This window comes from Paenibacillus sp. FSL H8-0280 (genome assembly GCF_045040665.1).
GTDB classification, from domain to species: Bacteria; Bacillota; Bacilli; order Paenibacillales; family Paenibacillaceae; genus Paenibacillus; species Paenibacillus xylanexedens_A.
This window is the reverse complement of the sequence record NZ_CP150296.1, coordinates 3,171,016-3,186,705: the sequence shown is the minus strand read 5'-3', so window position 1 is coordinate 3,186,705 and position 15,690 is coordinate 3,171,016. Positions and strand designations below refer to the sequence as shown.

Annotated in this window: 15 protein-coding genes; 2 read left to right on the top strand and 13 right to left on the bottom strand. The window is 45.5% G+C overall.

Features of this window, described 5'->3' with window-relative positions:
- Positions 1 to 53: 53 nt before the first annotated feature.
- From MHI12_RS14185 to MHI12_RS14175, 3 genes are all read right to left on the bottom strand, one after another.
- Entirely contained in the window at positions 54 to 1,319 is a 1,266-nt protein-coding gene (locus MHI12_RS14185; RefSeq protein WP_405172737.1) for an ABC transporter substrate-binding protein, read from the bottom strand.
- A gap of 85 nt (positions 1,320 to 1,404) precedes the next feature.
- The gene (locus MHI12_RS14180; protein ID WP_017688600.1) at positions 1,405 to 2,289 is read right to left on the bottom strand and encodes an AraC family transcriptional regulator; all 885 of its coding nucleotides are present in this window, start codon (positions 2,287 to 2,289) and stop codon (positions 1,405 to 1,407) included.
- A gap of 117 nt (positions 2,290 to 2,406) precedes the next feature.
- Complete coding sequence (locus MHI12_RS14175; RefSeq protein WP_405172736.1) at positions 2,407 to 3,405, bottom strand: LacI family DNA-binding transcriptional regulator; 999 nt, start codon at positions 3,403 to 3,405, stop codon at positions 2,407 to 2,409.
- A gap of 161 nt (positions 3,406 to 3,566) precedes the next feature.
- On the opposite strand from MHI12_RS14175, the gene MHI12_RS14170 reads away from it, so the two are divergent.
- Positions 3,567 to 3,992: a MaoC family dehydratase gene (locus MHI12_RS14170; protein WP_074094976.1), complete on the top strand. Its 426-nt coding sequence runs from the start codon at positions 3,567 to 3,569 to the stop codon at positions 3,990 to 3,992.
- 67 nt (positions 3,993 to 4,059) lie between these two features.
- Here the strand turns inward: MHI12_RS14170 and MHI12_RS14165 are convergent, their stop codons facing one another.
- The 10 genes from MHI12_RS14165 to MHI12_RS14120 all read right to left on the bottom strand — a co-directional run bounded on the left by MHI12_RS14165 (position 4,060) and on the right by MHI12_RS14120 (position 14,296).
- A complete protein-coding gene (locus MHI12_RS14165; RefSeq protein WP_047842872.1) occupies positions 4,060 to 5,250 on the bottom strand; it encodes a PLP-dependent aminotransferase family protein in 1,191 nt (396 codons plus the stop codon).
- A gap of 179 nt (positions 5,251 to 5,429) precedes the next feature.
- Positions 5,430 to 6,578, bottom strand: coding sequence for an NAD(P)/FAD-dependent oxidoreductase (locus tag MHI12_RS14160; RefSeq protein WP_405172735.1), 1,149 nt, complete (start codon positions 6,576 to 6,578; stop codon positions 5,430 to 5,432).
- Between the two features lie 6 nt (positions 6,579 to 6,584).
- Positions 6,585 to 7,304: a methyltransferase domain-containing protein gene (locus MHI12_RS14155; RefSeq protein ID WP_076211919.1), complete on the bottom strand. Its 720-nt coding sequence runs from the start codon at positions 7,302 to 7,304 to the stop codon at positions 6,585 to 6,587.
- Positions 7,291 to 8,448 carry a type III polyketide synthase gene (locus MHI12_RS14150; RefSeq protein WP_405172734.1) on the bottom strand — a complete coding sequence of 386 codons (1,158 nt, stop codon included), beginning with the start codon at positions 8,446 to 8,448 and terminating at the stop codon, positions 7,291 to 7,293. The genes MHI12_RS14155 and MHI12_RS14150 overlap by 14 nt, the downstream gene beginning before the upstream one ends.
- A 230-nt stretch (positions 8,449 to 8,678) precedes the next feature.
- Complete coding sequence (locus tag MHI12_RS14145; RefSeq protein ID WP_405172733.1) at positions 8,679 to 9,563, bottom strand: alpha/beta hydrolase; 885 nt, start codon at positions 9,561 to 9,563, stop codon at positions 8,679 to 8,681.
- A gap of 5 nt (positions 9,564 to 9,568) precedes the next feature.
- Positions 9,569 to 11,035 (bottom strand): methyl-accepting chemotaxis protein, encoded by a 1,467-nt coding sequence (locus MHI12_RS14140; RefSeq protein ID WP_405172732.1) that lies wholly within the window; start codon positions 11,033 to 11,035, stop codon positions 9,569 to 9,571.
- Between the two features lie 115 nt (positions 11,036 to 11,150).
- Positions 11,151 to 11,840 (bottom strand): hypothetical protein, encoded by a 690-nt coding sequence (locus MHI12_RS14135; protein WP_339784007.1) that lies wholly within the window; start codon positions 11,838 to 11,840, stop codon positions 11,151 to 11,153.
- A 12-nt stretch (positions 11,841 to 11,852) separates the two neighbouring features.
- Positions 11,853 to 12,386 carry a hypothetical protein gene (locus tag MHI12_RS14130; protein WP_405172731.1) on the bottom strand — a complete coding sequence of 178 codons (534 nt, stop codon included), beginning with the start codon at positions 12,384 to 12,386 and terminating at the stop codon, positions 11,853 to 11,855.
- Between the two features lie 174 nt (positions 12,387 to 12,560).
- A complete protein-coding gene (locus MHI12_RS14125) occupies positions 12,561 to 13,628 on the bottom strand; it encodes an ATP-binding protein (RefSeq protein ID WP_405172730.1) in 1,068 nt (355 codons plus the stop codon).
- Positions 13,625 to 14,296: a response regulator transcription factor gene (locus MHI12_RS14120; RefSeq protein WP_338594556.1), complete on the bottom strand. Its 672-nt coding sequence runs from the start codon at positions 14,294 to 14,296 to the stop codon at positions 13,625 to 13,627. Before MHI12_RS14120 ends, MHI12_RS14125 begins: the two co-directional genes overlap by 4 nt.
- Before the next feature lie 198 nt (positions 14,297 to 14,494).
- Between MHI12_RS14120 and MHI12_RS14115 the strand changes: the two genes are divergently transcribed.
- Positions 14,495 to 15,511, top strand: a complete 1,017-nt coding sequence (locus tag MHI12_RS14115) for a zinc-binding dehydrogenase (RefSeq protein ID WP_405172729.1) — start codon at positions 14,495 to 14,497, stop codon at positions 15,509 to 15,511.
- Positions 15,512 to 15,690 lie beyond the last annotated feature (179 nt).

Sequence of the window (15,690 nt, the reverse complement as noted above, 5' to 3'; positions counted from 1 at the left end):
TTCTATCCCCCCAGTTATCATCGGATGTGTATATTCATTCGCTCGCTTATAAGCTAATCCACTTCCAGCTCCGGAAATCTCAAGGTGACATCACGTTTGATTCGCTTTACGACTTCTTCCTTGGTCTGAATGTCCTTATTGAGATATAACTGGAGTACAATCTTGTAGATATCATTGTTAATCGTGGCATCATATTTGGTGCGTTCGTATACAGGTACCCGTTTTGCAGCTTCCGAGAAAAACTCGAAATGCTTCTGTCCACCCAAGTAGGACGATGAGAGAGACGGGGCAAGTTCATCATTCACAACCATGTTGCTGGTGAAATAATCCTGTTCTTTCGCTAACTCGGACAGAAAATCGTGGTCAAAATTATAGAACTCAATAAACTTCCAGGCCAGATCCTTTTTGTCACTTTTACTATACATCGCTATATAAGTTCCGCCTGCACTAAACGCTGACGGTCCCTGAGCCAAGCCCCACATGCCTTCGGTATCCGGGGCGTTTGCCTTGAACGTATATTGCAGTGCCCAGGTTGCCCCGGGATAAAACATGACCTCTCCTTTTTGCATGGATGCAGCGTAACCTGCACTTCCATCTTCATACTCGGCAAGTACATTCCGCTCACGTGCTTCACGTACAAGATCGAGCACTTCCAAATAGGTTGGATCGATGACGAGTTTGCCGTCCTTCACCCAAGGTATACCATCATATGAATTCGATATAGCATTCCAATTCGCCAATGCATGTACTTTATTCCCGCTAAGTTGCTGTACCTTCTCTCCAATCTTGAAGATCTTCTCCCATGTATCGATCTGTGAACCCACCTGTTCAGGATCATCGGTGCCAAGATATTTCTTCGCCAGATCCCGACGATAGTAGATGCCCCCTGGTGTTCCCTGATAACCTATCGCTCTGACATTTCCTTCACTGTCCTGTTCATTGGCCTGAACAAAAGCATATTGTTCCTGGATAAGTTCATTGGCGTTATACGGCGAAGCGGATAGATTCTCCAGATATGGAACGTCAATCAGTTCTCGAATATTTGCATTTTCAATCATAAATACATCTGGAGCCTTGGAGGTTGTCTGTAGCGCAGATTTCAGCTTGGTGATATAGAAATTACCGGGGATGTTGACAAAGTTCACTTTAATGTCAGGATATTTCTGTTCGAATTTCTCGATGGCGTACCCTGCTTCATCCGTAAAACTCCACACGGTAATCTCCTGTTGCTTGGTTTGATTCGATGGACTGAACTGACAACCAGCTACCAACATCGCTGCACATACTAATACAATAGTTGGCTTAAACCACTTCTTCATAGGCCCCCTCCTTCAAAAAGGAAACGCTTACAATTTATTAGAGTATATTGATTTTGGAGAGGGCTTTCTCCACAAATATTGTGCATTACCCTCCATATTTTGTGATATTCGTACGATGTTTCTTACGAAATTCGGAGGGTGTGCAGTCATTATATTTTTTGAAAAGACGATTATAGGAGTTAACATTGTTAAATCCGTGTCCGATCGCAATCTCCAGAATCGTATCCTGACGGAACAATAAGGCCCACTCGGATTTGATAATTCGAAAATGATTCAAGTATTCCATCAGTGTTACTCCCTTGATCTCTTTGAACAGCTTGCAGACATGGAACTTGCTGAATTTAATATGTTCCGCCACCTGTTCCAGCTTAATGGGCTCAGCATAGTGCTCCTCCAGGTATTCACAGACCGATTCAAGGAATTCAAATTTTTTGGAAGAAGTACATGCCCATCCTGAAGATGAAGATTCATCGGTGGTAACCGGTACTTTGGTACGTAATAAAAGTATGATGAGATCATACAACCTGGATACCATTAACCATCGGTATCCCGGCTTCTGATTTTTCTTCTCGGTAATGATGTCATCTATATATTGAGTCAGATTGCTCTGACTTCCCGTATTCGAGGGAATAACTGTTGTTTTGTTGAAAAGTTGTCCGAGATCCTGAATTTCGGCTTCGGTCGTGAAACTCCCCGTTAACAATTCGAGTCGGAACAAGATAATGGTCAAATGTTCGGTCCCCGGCAAAAAGCAGTGCACATCCCCTGGTTTGATCAGCAGCACATCCCCTTTTTCCAACTCACACACGTGGTCGTTCACACCAATTCTGGCGCTCTTACCATTGACGAGAACCAGTTCAACCTCATCATGCCAGTGTGCAGCATAATTGAACTGATTGCCTGTATGAATTACCCGAATGGGAAAACCTTCTTGCATATGGCCTGTCTCCAAAAAAGTGGGTACGCCCATCGTATCAACCTCCATTTATTTCCAATGCAAAATACTCCTCGTCTTTATATTATGCATAAACGGCTACTCTCCTTTCTTTTTAAGAATTTAAAATTCTTTAGAATGCAAAAAAACTCCTCAACTCAGGTTGAGGAGCCGAACAGAATCACGTTCCACGCATTGGATGTCCAGTGTATATAACGTCTCTACGATCTCTCCGTTCAGCAGTTGGAAGAGAACATGACCTGCAAGCTGGCCTGCATCCCTCTTCGGCTGACGAAATGTGGTTAGAGGTGGATTCATGTACTGAGATGCAGGTATATTGTCAAAGCCAATTACGGATACCTGCTCAGGTATTGAGATTTCATGCTCCCTGAAGGCTTCCAAGCCGCCGATGGCCATTTCATCATTTGCAAAAAATACAGCGGATGGCAACTCTCCTTCAAGCAGTTTCTTGGCTGCATTGTACCCATCTTGCTTCATGTATTGTCCGCCAATTTTCCATTCGGGGTTCTCTTCGATGCCTGCCTCCTTCAAGGCTTTCAAATAACCTTGATAACGATGGAGATTACATTCCGATTGTGACGGGCCACTAATATAAGCTATTGTCCGATGCCCTTTATCGATCAGATAACGGGTAGCCAAGTAACCACCTTGCGTATCACTCATCAAAACCTTTACAATATGTTGAGCATCCAGATCCCGATCCATGACAACAATCGGAAACCCTGCTTCAGATGCTTCAATCAGCAACTGATCTTGAATATTCTGAGCGATAACAATAGCTCCGTCAATTCTTCGTTCACGAATGTAACGATGGGCTGTCGACTTCTCTCCACCCAACGAACTACATACGATCATATCGTATCCATGACTCATGACGACGGTCTCTATTCCGTTCACCAAATCCGAGAAATACGGGCTGGACATGTCATGGACAATAATACCAATGGTTTGTGTACTATTTCGTTTTAATTCCGATGCAGGACCATGCCTAACGTAATTGAGTTGACTCGCTGCCTCAAGTACTCGAAGTCTTGTCGGCTCACTTACATTTCCTTTATCGTTGAGTACGCAAGATACGGTCGAACTGGCTACACCAGCCATCTTGGCTACATCTTTAATCGTTGTCATCATATATACTCCTCAAAGACAGTTTCATCTGTTTAGTCCATTATGGCAGTAACACAGCAATACACATGGGATAGTTCACTAGCATTTTAACACGTCAGTCCAGTCATGTCTCTTAGCAAAACATCAACTACGAAAAAACATATTAAAGAAACCGAGGTGCCTTCATGAGATTTAGTGAATATGTAATAGGTCAGCGCTACGAAACCACATCCTTGGCATTATCCAAGAGTGATATTATTGAGTTTGCCACAATCTATGATCCACAGTACATGCATTTGGATGAGGAAAAGGCCAAGCAAGGCCGATTCGGCAGTTTAATTGCTTCTGGCATGCAAACGATGAATATCTCCTTTAAATTATGGATTGAGGTTGGGGTCTATGGAGAGCATGTCGTGGCGGGCACCGGAATGAATAACATTCAATTCCTGAAACCTGTCTTTCCGGATGATGAACTTCATGTCATTGCAGAAGTCATTGGACTGACTCCCAGACGAAAAGGGAATGGGATTGTTACCGTGCTGCTGAGTACATTCAATCAGAAGAATCAAAAGGTATTTCAGGCAGAATTAAGTGCTTTAATCGATAATTAGGCTGTGAAAAAGCCCAAAAAAGCCGCCAATTGGCGGCTTTTCGTAGATATATCATATTGAAGCATTTTTAAGCGTTATAACCTTTCAATACCTGCCCCAAAATCTCTACACCCTTGACAATCTGTTCGTCCGACGGGGTTGAGAAATTAAGTCTGATGGCATTACAAGGGTCTTGCTCGTTCACCAGGAATGCATTTCCCGGTACAACCGCAACCCCTTGAGCTGCCGCAGTCTTGGCATAATCAAGCATTGGCACATGTGCTGGCAGATCACACCAGAGGAACAGTCCACCATCCGGTTGGGTATAGGTAATGGACTCACCCATATGCTCTTGCAGTTTGTCCATCATCAATGTTGCTTTTCTCCGATAGACCTCACGAATGCTGTTAATGTGCCCCGCGTAGTCATACTCTGTCATGAACTTGTATGCCAGAATCTGTGGAAGCATGGCTGTATGTACGTCTTCTCCCTGTTTGGCAACAACCATCTTCTCCACAACTTCATGTGGCGCTTGTACAAAACCAACGCGCAGTCCAGCCGACAGAATTTTGGAGAATGATCCAACATAGATCACCAGACCCTCATCATCCATAGATTTAATGGTTGGCACATCATCTCCATTGAATCGAAGCTCTCCGTACGGGTTATCTTCCAAAATCATAACGCCATACTTCTTAGCCAGCTCATATATGGCTTTACGTTTCGCAAGACTCGTCGTTACACCAGTAGGATTCTGAAAACTCGGGATCACGTAGATCAGTTTCACATTAGGCTCCGTTTGCAGCGCCTGTTCCAGCTTCTCGATATCCATACCGTCCATCTCCATCGGAACACCGGCAAGCTTTGCACCGGATGCCCGGAAGGAGTTCAGGGAACCGATAAAGCTTGGGCTCTCACAGATAATCGTGTCCCCTTCATTACAGAACACTTTACAGGCCAGTTCAATCCCCTGCTGCGCTCCGGATACAATGAACAACTGATCGGATGGTTTACCGGTATCAAAACCTGTCTTCAAATGTTGAGTCAATGCTTCCCTGAGGGGAACATATCCTTCCGTTATTCCATATTGCAGAGCTGTGACCGGGTCATGCTCCAGAATGGATTGAGTGAATGTGCGAATCGCCTCAATAGGAAAGGTTTCCGGAGCAGGATTTCCCGCGGAGAATGGAATCACATTTTGCCCCGAAGAAGCCTTCAGAATCTCACGAATAATGGATGGTTGCAGTGCTGCGATACGATTGGAAAATGAATAGTTCATCTTAAATAGTGCCTCCCGACATTTCATCTGAATTAACTCTCTATCATTACATTCGATTCTATTATACGAGCATTTCCCGAATTTCCAAACTGTCTCCACAAAATTAATGTTTGTACGCCAAAAAAGAGGCCGCCGTCAGCAACCTCTTTCGCAAAAGTATTGAGCAAAATTTCAGCCTATTAGCGCGCTGCGTTCATCTCGGATAACCGTGTGGCTCTCACAACATAAGCGGCTAGACCGGGGATCATCCGGGCCAGACCAGGATAGAATTTATTGGTCTTGGCAAAAGCCAGCTTTTGAATTCTTCTTGCGCGTCTGAGCAATTTAGTGAATTCACGGCTTGCTTCCAGCGTGTAATTACTTTGCCAATCGGCATGTTCAATATCGCCTTGCAGGTACTTGTCAGTCCACCTTGCACACAGGAGTGAGGAGCGAAGGGCAATTGACATTCCGTCTCCACATAAGGGCGGTATCATCAGCATGGCATCCCCAATATGCGGATATTGAGACCACGGCTCAGGAACGTTGGACAGATGCAGCGGCGCAATCGACACTTGAGTTCCATCTACAGGTTTTCCTTCGGCTAAACGGGCCGCCAAACTCACGTTTGTCAGGGATGCCGCCTGTAAAATATCGTTTACAGACTTGCTACTTCCCTGGACGGTATCCAGTGTCAACAATGCGGCGACATTCACAATGCCATCCTCAATCGGGGAAATGCCCACGTAACCACCCTCGCAAAAATATAACTCTACCCGTGCGGGAATCTCTATCCCGCTGAAGTGGGACTTAACGCCAACGTATACGGTTTGGTCCCGCAGATCAGGTGCGGAAGCCATCCCGCGCGGCTTTTTGGTCCCATGTGCCCCGATAACGGCTTTGGCTCTGTAACTAATCCGCTCATCTCCCTGTTTCACCTGAACCTCATAACTGGCATCCTCAAGCTGCTCGATGCTGGTTATGGTCGCTTTGGTCACAATCTGGGCTCCGGCCTCCAGCGCCTTCTGATGCAAAATCTGGTCCAGCTCATATCGACTTATGCCATATGCAAATCCCGGCAGCGGTGCTTCGATCACTCCGCCTTGTGGCATAACGATTTTGGCATGATCCATGGTGCTGGGTTTCTTCGACTGGTCCAGAAGGTGAATGTCCAGAACTTCTAACATCTCCTTCGTTTCGGGTGACATGAACTCACCGCAGGTTTTGTGCCGCGGGAACTCCTGGCGATCCAGCAAAAGGGTCCGATGTCCTTTCCCTGCCAGTTGCATGGCACATGTACTGCCGGCAATTCCGGCTCCGATGACAATCACATCTATCGATTTCGACACGTAAGATCACCTGCCTTTCGTGGGAATAACAACAGAGTAACGGAATAATGGCTTCCATTCATAGGTCATCGTATCATGATTGAGACGTTGTTTAAGTTCCTTCCAATCCCTCCCTGTAAAACCTTTGGCTACGGAAAGAGGCCCATCATGACGAATGTACCGATTGCGCGAAATCATCCGTGTAGTAATCCAGACCGCCTTATAGGAAACGGGATGGCGGTGAATATCATTAATGACGACACCGTATCTGGATGCTCGCAACATATGAGAAACCATATCAACCAGTTGATCTCCGTCAAAATGATGTACAAACTGGGAACCTGTCACGATATCGGCTGAAGCATCCGGCAGTTGTGTAAGATCGGCACGTTGTACCCGGACTCTTGGTTCGTCACGGAATAGTTGTCTCGCTTCCTCACACGCTTCTTCCGTCAGATCAACCAGCGTAATTTCCAGCTGAACGCCCTGACGATCTGCCCATTGCAGTAGTTTTTGGTTCACATCCCCTGAACCTGCACCCACATCCAGCAGAGTCAGCTTATTCGGCTTACCGACTGAGTTCCACAACTTCTCTACACCAGCCAGAGTTGGGCCAGGTGCTGCAAATATTTTGTTAAGACGTCTCAGATGTCTAAGCGCTTCACGCAACTCCTCCCCTCCCAGAGAGAAGTCATCCATCAATTCATCTTCCTTGGCTCGAATGGACAATGTTCTAAAAAAGGACATGATCGTGCTCCTCCATCACTGAAGATAATGAGGGGACATAAGTGAATTTCATCAACTCTGCGGTGAGTCCCGGTCCAAATGCCATGGCTACACCATCTGTGGAGGATTGAAGCTGTGCCTTCATATCCTCACGCATCGCATTCAGTACAAACAGAATGGTATTGGAAGATAAGTTACCATACGTTCTGAGGACATCCCTGCTATACTTCGTTTGCTCGTCTCGCAGCTTCATTACATTCTGCACGGAGTCCACAATCCCACGTCCTCCCGGATGAATGGCCCACAGTTCAGGCAGCTGTTCACTTTGCAATAAGAGACGCAGTTCCTCTTCCAGATGAACACCTAACAGCTTCGGAATACGTGGCGATAGATACAGGTCATACCCCAGATTCCCCACCTCCCAGGTCATATCTTCAGTCGAATTCGGAAGAAGCACAGAATAACCCGTTCCCAGACTCAAATAATTCTTGTGCTGAGGTTCTGGTGTGCCCACCACACAAGAAGAAGCAGCGTCTCCGAAGAATGAAGCTGCAAACAGCGCTTCCCGATCTTTTACGGGCTGAAAATGAATGGTGCACAACTCTACACAGACCACAAGGACCTGTGATCCGGGAGCTCCCTGCACGACATCTCGTGCCATCTGAATGGCTTTCAACCCTGCGGCACACCCCTGAAAGATCAGCGGCAGTCGATTAACTCGGGCAGACAAACCCAAATGACGGATGAGCATAACATCAAGACCCGGCAGATATTGACCGGTGCAGCTGACCGTGATGATATGTGTGATGCTCTTTGGAGATACGCCTGAATCCTCCAGGGCTTTCTCTGCCGCCTCAATGCCGAGTGGAAGCGCCTCTCGCTTGTATGTACTCATTCGTTCTTCGGTTGTCGGGACGTCTGATCGCTCACCAGAGGGCAGATAACGGCATTCTTCCAGTGAACCCAGATAGCTAGGTTCCACGGTATATCGTGTTTCAACACCACAGGACTTGAATATTCGTCTGGCAAAACGGGCCAAATCTGGCCGATCCTGAAGAGAAGAAGCGATTAGTTCTGCAATATCTGACTGTGCTACGGGGTGAGCAGGTAGAGCCGTTCCCATGCCAAGAATCGCGATATCGGATGGACTGTTATATTGGTTCATAATAAACCTCCTGGTATTGGTCATTATTTCCTCTAATTTAACAACTCTTACCCTTAACGATATCGTTATAATCTCAATAAGGCTCCTAATCCAGTTTATTAACACATCCGCAAGCTCAGAAGCTTGGTTTCAACATGCCATTGAAGCAATTACACCAATGAACGAAAAAAAGCCGCCATTAGGCGACTTCAAGGTAACCATATTCCTTCTAAGCGTCATTCTGATACACGTTATTTGGAGAATGCTTCTCTGATCTTGTCACTCATCAGGTACCAGGCATCCTCAGCCATCTGGAGATCACCAAAATGCGTAAATCCATGAGCGGCTCCCTCGTACTCCTTAAGTGTCACCTTCACACCGCTTGCTTCCAGGTTTGCTGCATATGTTCTTGCTTCTTGGGCCAGTGAATCTTTCTCCGCGGTAATAATCAATGCTTCTGGAAGACCCTCTACTGATGTTGCGAGCACAGGTGAAGCCAACGGGTCTTGCGCATCTTCTGGCGTATCAAGGTACATGGCATTGAACGTTCTGGCGATATCGGCTGGAATGGCTTCTTCAAAACTCGGTTTCTCGGCCGGATCTGTAGCCACATCCAACACGGCATAATCCATAACTTGCAGAACAATAGGCAGCTCGCTTCCACGTTGCTGGTTTAACAAACATACTGCTGCAGCAAGATTACCACCAGCACTATGCCCCCCAATAGCGAATAGAGACGGGTTAACCGAGAAGGATTGCGGGTTAGCATGGACCCACTGTACAACGTCGTAACATTCATGGACCGCCGTTGGGAACTTGTGCTCTGGTGCAAGACTGTAATCGATATTAACGACCACACAATCAGATCGATCAGCGATCAGACGACACCATGGATCATCCATCTCCGCTTGTCCCAAGATGAAACCACCCCCATGCATATTAAAGAAGACCGGCAGAGGTACAAAATGATCCCTATCCGGTGTGTACACAAGTACACGTGTATCACCTTTCGTCGTAGGAATCATGACTTCTTTTACTGTGACAGCATACGTGGAACTGGGTTGAAGAGCAGCATCTGTGCCGACGACATTTTGACGCATACGTTGTACCATTGCCAGCTGTTGTTGTTGATCCATAGATATCACTCCTTATTATGATTACCAATGAGTTCCTGCAACCGCAGACTTGAATGATTAATTCTGCCAATAAATTCGTAGATAACATCAATGTTATTTTCCTGCTCTTGCGTCGTTGCCACTACACCTTCCGTTGCGACTGCATGTTCTTGCGAAATATCGGAAATATGATCCACTTGCGTTCGTACTTGAGTAAAGATCAGGCTCATCTGATCCGTCATGCCCAATTCCTTAGCTATGTATTGATCAACATGTTCGAATGTGGACCTGATGTGGTCGAAACTCTCAAGTATCTGTTCAGTGATCGCTTCTCCTTCTTTTACGGCAGCATTGCCTATGGCGGCCTTCTCCACCACGAGCTGTGTCTTTCTTTTGATATTGTGAATGATCTCATTAATTTGTTTGACCGTATCGGAGCTTTCCTGTGCAAGCTTCTTGACTTCATGAGCTACGACGGCAAAGCCAACTCCAGCTTCCCCTGCTCTTGATGCTTCGATGTTGGCATTCAATGCCAGGAGGTGGGTCTGATCGGCGATCTGGTTAATGGCCGACAGGAAGGTATTCACATCATCCATACTTTGGTTTAATTCCTGGACTGTCGTCATCGAATCGGTTACCGCTCCGTTAATCATGTTCATCTGCTTGCCCATTTGCACAATTCGATCCGAACTTTGACGAACAACTTGTCCGTTATCGGACGAGATTTGGGCAAGGTGATGTGACATCTGATTGATCTCCACCATCTGTGCATCTGCCGTGTTCACCATTTCGCTGATATGTGTAATACTGCCCGATTGATCACGAATGCCCTCGGTCACTTCCTGAATGTTCGATGTTACGGTGTCGCTCATCTGCTTCAGATTACGGATATCATCATTACAACTGGCAATATCGGTATTTAACGTAGATGTGTTCTCCCGAATCACCTTCACCATATTATTGAGTGCCTTCACAAGATCTCTGGCTTCTGCTTCTTTGTCGAGGGCGACCTGAATCAAGTCCCTTCCTCGTTTACATACAAAATACAGAGCAACAATGGTCAGTTCAATGAACCCAATGGTCATGTAAAAGGTCGTATCGTATTGCTGATGGTCCGCGTAATAAATCACGATATAAGCAATATTATACATTGCACCGAATCCATACAAGAGAACACGGTTCAGATAAAGTGAGATAACGCAGAGCACAACCACGATGAGCATGCCTGCTCCCGGAGATTGGATATATTGAGTGGTTGCAGTCAGAATCGCGATCATCAGCACAACCATGATCATGACCGTTTTTTTCTTACGATACATCAAAAATGATGCAATGGAAAGCTCAACAAACAGCGAGAATACAACTGCAAGTTCAACCTGCTTACTACGGATGAAAAAGCAGAAAGCGAGCAGCGTTAGCCATAGAATCGTGGCGATAATTTTATTAACTTTGGCAGTGTTGTTTCTAAAAAAGCTGTTGTCCATGACTTGCATGGTAATTCCCCCTCAACGACTTGTGAACTGCTCTGCGATGATTTTGGTCATAATCAAAATGATATTGAGCAGGAGTACATAACACCATTCCACGCTAATCCCCCCCTCTTTCATCTCACTGTTCGTGTGTTGCACTCCCCTGCTCCATATTGGACTCCTTTTTCTTGTGGAACATCATCCAGACTCCCATCAGACAAAATAAAGCGCTGCACCCCATGCCAAACAAGCTGCTGGTTTTTAATGCAAGCGGTGAGGATTGCATGGTAAGCAGTGTCGCTTGTGTCACAACGATGGACACCATGGCATCGGTGAAGTTAATCATTTTCAATGTAGATATGATCGGATTATGGAGATGACGGTTAGCCCAAGTACCGTACACAGCAAAAGCCAGCTTGGTAAAAGCGACTGTAGCTACGATATACACAATGATGCCACTATAGATAAAGGCATCGCCGATCAGATACATTCGCAGGCAGACTATCAAATAGGATACACCCAGAAAGCAAAGGAAAAGACCTCCGCGCTTATAGACCGTAAGCTCCAATGCATATCTTTCTTGGGGAGACTCCATCCTTTTGGCAACTTTATATTGTTGAAGCACCTGCCCTTTGGCTACACACAGAATCAGATAATATACAGCATTCGTGACGAACCATCCGGAAAGGAGATATATCCCCAGGATTAACTTACCTATTCCGATCAAAGCATTGATAACAAGGGATGCAGCGTTAATCATGGCCGTCCGGTCTTGCTTATTTCCAAGATAACGGACCCACATGGACTTCAAGTATGTCTTCATTTTCATAAGATATTCATACTACTTGGAGAGCAGACCATTCGCCTTTTCACATACCTCGTATATTTCGTCATATTTCTTGTCAATGTACGGCGTGACCTTGTCGGACTTTTTCTTGCGAAGCCCGCTATAGCTGAAATACGGAATAATCCAGCCTGCGAAACCAGGGATCGCCAGAGTAATGGTAAGAGGCAGCATGTTAGCCTGATATGCAAACACCGAGCCAGCCATACATGCTGTGCCGACAATTCCGATAATATAAGCAACGGCAGAAGCTCCCATGATCTTGGATCGTTCCAATGTTGCTATCTCGGTAACACAGGATTCGAACTGTCTTTGCAGGCGGGTCAACTCCGCTTTGTTGCGAATCTTGCGATCCCGCTTAAACTTCATCGTGACAGAACCCACGTTTTGAAATGGTGTTGAAGTAGCTTCCAGGATCCAGCCGAAGTTGGCATATCCGTCCGCATACAATGATTCAGCATCCTGCTTCACAATAACGTCTTTATATTCATAGCCGACGAAGCTATGTTCAGTTCTGATCATCTCATTCATGTTTGGCATCACTCCTCAATTGTTTTCCTGATATCCCTCATTGGATGTTCCTATCGTACCGACCAAATGTTTATAAGTTGCTTATGAAATGTTTACGAAATATGAATAAAAGCCTGAATTCGATGGTTTCGAATTCAGGCTTAGCTATTTAAGCTCACGTAACTAGGCTATATGTTACTCTCCCACTTTTAGCTTAACGGTGAAGGTTGTGCCCTCCTGCGGTTCGCTCTCCACTGAAATAACCCCCCCTACCAACTCGATGACACGCAAGGAAAGAGCGAGGCCAAGGCCATTTCCCTCTCCGTGATGGGAGGGGTCCCCTTGAAAGAATTTATCGAAGATATGTTTCATCGTTTCTTCATTCATGCCACAGCCTGTGTCCGATACCATGACTGTAATGGTGTCTTCATCCGACGTCTGTTTGAGGGTGATCTTTCCTCCGGGAGATGTGAATTTGAGCGCATTGGAGAAGAGGTTATGCCATACGATCTCCAGCATACTCTCTTCCGCATGAATGATCGCACGATCTTCGATATCCACCATGAATTCAATATCTTTTTCTTCCCAGGTCTGTTCAAAATAAAGAGCACATTCAGCAAGCTGCCTGCACAGATCATAAGGCTCGGCAACAGGGATAATCTCCTGATTCTCCAATTTGTTCAGCTTCAGGATATTAACGACGAGGGTCGCGAGTTTGTTCGTGGAAGAGATTATGGTTTCTGTGTACTCTTTTCGGAGCTCTGGACGTATATCATCCTGTTGCAACGCCATAGCATACCCGTGGATGACCGATAACGGGGTCTTAATCTCGTGAGATACATTGGAGATGAAATCATTTTTCAACGTTTCAATACTGTTCAGTTCTTCTACCATTTTATTAAAATCCTCGAACATCACATCCACGTAGTTCTGCTTATCCGCTCGGTGAATCGGTTCCAGATACACGGAAAAATCACCTTCCGCTACCTGCTTCGCAGCCTCACTGAGCTTGCGCATCGGCTTATCGAAGGCATTATACTTCTGCCTTGCCGTCACCAGGCAAAAAATAAGACTGACGATGACCCAGTATCCCGAGATACCGAAAATATAGGGCCAAGGGACATAGTCCACAGGTAGATAGGCGTTATAGATGAGAGCTTGTCCTGCGGTCAATGTAGATAACAAGAGATACGTACCGAGAAACTCTTTCCATGATAGTAGTGGCTTTTTAATTCGCACGTCCGTGATCTGTGTCTTGCTCATTGCAATACGGCCTTGTAGCCAAGTCCATGAACCGTTACGATTTTAAAATCCTCACACACGGAGAACTTGTCCCGAAGTTTCACAATGTAGACGTCCACTGCACGCAGGCTGGTCTGACTGTCTATGCCCCAGAACTCGTCCATCAGCTGTGCACGGGAAAAGGTATGTTTGGGATAGGAAAGCAGTTTGTAAAGGATATTGAATTCTCGCACCGTTACGGAAATTTCTTCTCCATTCACCGTTGTTGTCATATCATTTGCATCCATCAACAGACTTCCTACACTCAGCTTCTTCTCATGGGCAATATTGGCCCGCCGCAACAGCGCACCTACACGCAGGACAAGCTCGTCCAGATCCACGGGTTTGACCATATAATCATCGATCCCAGCCTGATACCCCTTTTGTTTCGAGGAAATATCGTCACGTGCTGTAACAAAAAGAATGGGAATAGTTTTATTAATCTGTCTCACCGTCTCGGCAAACTCAAATCCGTCGATCTCTGGCATCATGACATCGGAAATCAGAAGATCGTACATGTCGTTATACATCAAATCATACGCCTCTCGCGGATTAAAACATCCGATAGCGTGATAACCGTTATTGGTTAGATATGTACAGATAATACGATTCAGTTTAATATCGTCCTCTACCACAAGTATTTTGATCATCTAATCATCCTCTCGTGCTGCATGTCCTCATTATAATGTCCAGATGTTAAAAAATTGTTTAAACCGTCTATCTATCCATCTCTTAAATTAATATCTCATAAACAATATTCAAACAACACGGAAACATCGCTGCATCATGATAAACGTACTCAGTCGCTCAAGCAGTGAATGATAATCAGTCATAAGGAGTGAATCAAGATGAAAGCAGCTATTTATTATGGTAAAAATGATATTCGTGTGGAAGAAAAACCAATGCCGGTTGTTGGTCCAACCGATGTTCTGGTTCGAAATCTGCGCGGTGGAATCTGCGGAACCGATATTAATATTATTAAAGTGGGTCAAGGGGATATGGGCATCAGCCTGGGCTCTGAATTTGGACATGAGATGGTTGGTGAAGTTGTTGAGATCGGCTCTGACGTTGCTTCGGAGATCCACATTGGAATGCGTGTAGGTATTAATCCCATTACCGCCAAAAAAGTCGGACGACGCAAATCGCTGGAATGCTCCGGATTCTCCCAGTACGTTCTGGTAGAAGAAGCTCAGCTTGATTATAACTTATATGTAATAGATCCAAGTGTTCCGGCAGAAGTAGCCTCATTGATTGAACCCATGAGTGTAGGACGACATGGGGCTTTCAGTGCAGATCCGAAGCCTGAGGATCGGATTGTCGTCATGGGCGCTGGTCCGATTGGCCTGCTGGCTGCTGCAAGTCTGATTGCGGAAGGCATGAAACAGGTATGTGTTGTCGATATTGATGAATGGCGTCTCGCCAAAGCTGCTGGACTAGGTGCTCTGACCGTGAATACCTCGACTACTAGCCTCAAAGAGGGACTGGCTGCACACTACGGCACCGTTAACGTATACGGCGTTGAGGTGCCCAATGTCGATGTATTTATCGATGCGGCTGGTGCTCCGGTGTTGTTCGAGAAGATCATGAAGATTGTCAAACCCCAGGCCAGAATATCCATTATTGCCGTATACAAAACTGAAGTGCCTATCAGCCTGCAACAGGTGATGTCCAAAGAAGTGCAAGTGAAAGGATCCAGTGGATACACGCACGAGGATTTCAGTAAGGTTGTTGCACATTTGACCCACTTCCATCATGAATTGTCTACCCTTGTAACACAGGTATATAAACTGGATGATATCCAGGAAGCCTTTAATACAGCCATTCACGCCAAAGGAACGGTTAAAGTGGTTGTGGATTTAACTTAATACCTCACAAGTCCAGATGCATTCGATCTGTTCTCCGTTGGTTCTATAATCAGGTATATCCAAAACTAAATTGAAATAATTGAAATTGAATGATAAAAGCCACCTGAAGGTGGCTTTTTGTCGCTCATTTTACTTACCTTTTCTTCGAAACTGATCTATATTCGTAAGCTCAAATGCTT

Bases quoted from the DNA above. Each gene is read 5' to 3' on its own strand.
- MHI12_RS14185 (WP_405172737.1), bottom strand. From the start codon at position 1,319: ATGAAGAAGTGGTTTAAGCCAACTATTGTATTAGTATGTGCAGCGATG.
- MHI12_RS14180 (WP_017688600.1), bottom strand. From the start codon at position 2,289: ATGGGCGTACCCACTTTTTTGGAGACAGGCCATATGCAAGAAGGTTTT.
- MHI12_RS14175 (WP_405172736.1), bottom strand. From the start codon at position 3,405: ATGATGACAACGATTAAAGATGTAGCCAAGATGGCTGGTGTAGCCAGT.
- MHI12_RS14170 (WP_074094976.1), top strand. From the start codon at position 3,567: ATGAGATTTAGTGAATATGTAATAGGTCAGCGCTACGAAACCACATCC.
- MHI12_RS14165 (WP_047842872.1), bottom strand. From the start codon at position 5,250: ATGAACTATTCATTTTCCAATCGTATCGCAGCACTGCAACCATCCATT.
- MHI12_RS14155 (WP_076211919.1), bottom strand. From the start codon at position 7,304: ATGTCCTTTTTTAGAACATTGTCCATTCGAGCCAAGGAAGATGAATTG.
- MHI12_RS14150 (WP_405172734.1), bottom strand. From the start codon at position 8,448: ATGAACCAATATAACAGTCCATCCGATATCGCGATTCTTGGCATGGGA.
- MHI12_RS14145 (WP_405172733.1), bottom strand. From the start codon at position 9,563: ATGGATCAACAACAACAGCTGGCAATGGTACAACGTATGCGTCAAAAT.
- MHI12_RS14140 (WP_405172732.1), bottom strand. From the start codon at position 11,035: ATGCAAGTCATGGACAACAGCTTTTTTAGAAACAACACTGCCAAAGTT.
- MHI12_RS14135 (WP_339784007.1), bottom strand. From the start codon at position 11,840: ATGAAAATGAAGACATACTTGAAGTCCATGTGGGTCCGTTATCTTGGA.
- MHI12_RS14130 (WP_405172731.1), bottom strand. From the start codon at position 12,386: ATGAATGAGATGATCAGAACTGAACATAGCTTCGTCGGCTATGAATAT.
- MHI12_RS14125 (WP_405172730.1), bottom strand. From the start codon at position 13,628: ATGAGCAAGACACAGATCACGGACGTGCGAATTAAAAAGCCACTACTA.
- MHI12_RS14120 (WP_338594556.1), bottom strand. From the start codon at position 14,296: ATGATCAAAATACTTGTGGTAGAGGACGATATTAAACTGAATCGTATT.
- MHI12_RS14115 (WP_405172729.1), top strand. From the start codon at position 14,495: ATGAAAGCAGCTATTTATTATGGTAAAAATGATATTCGTGTGGAAGAA.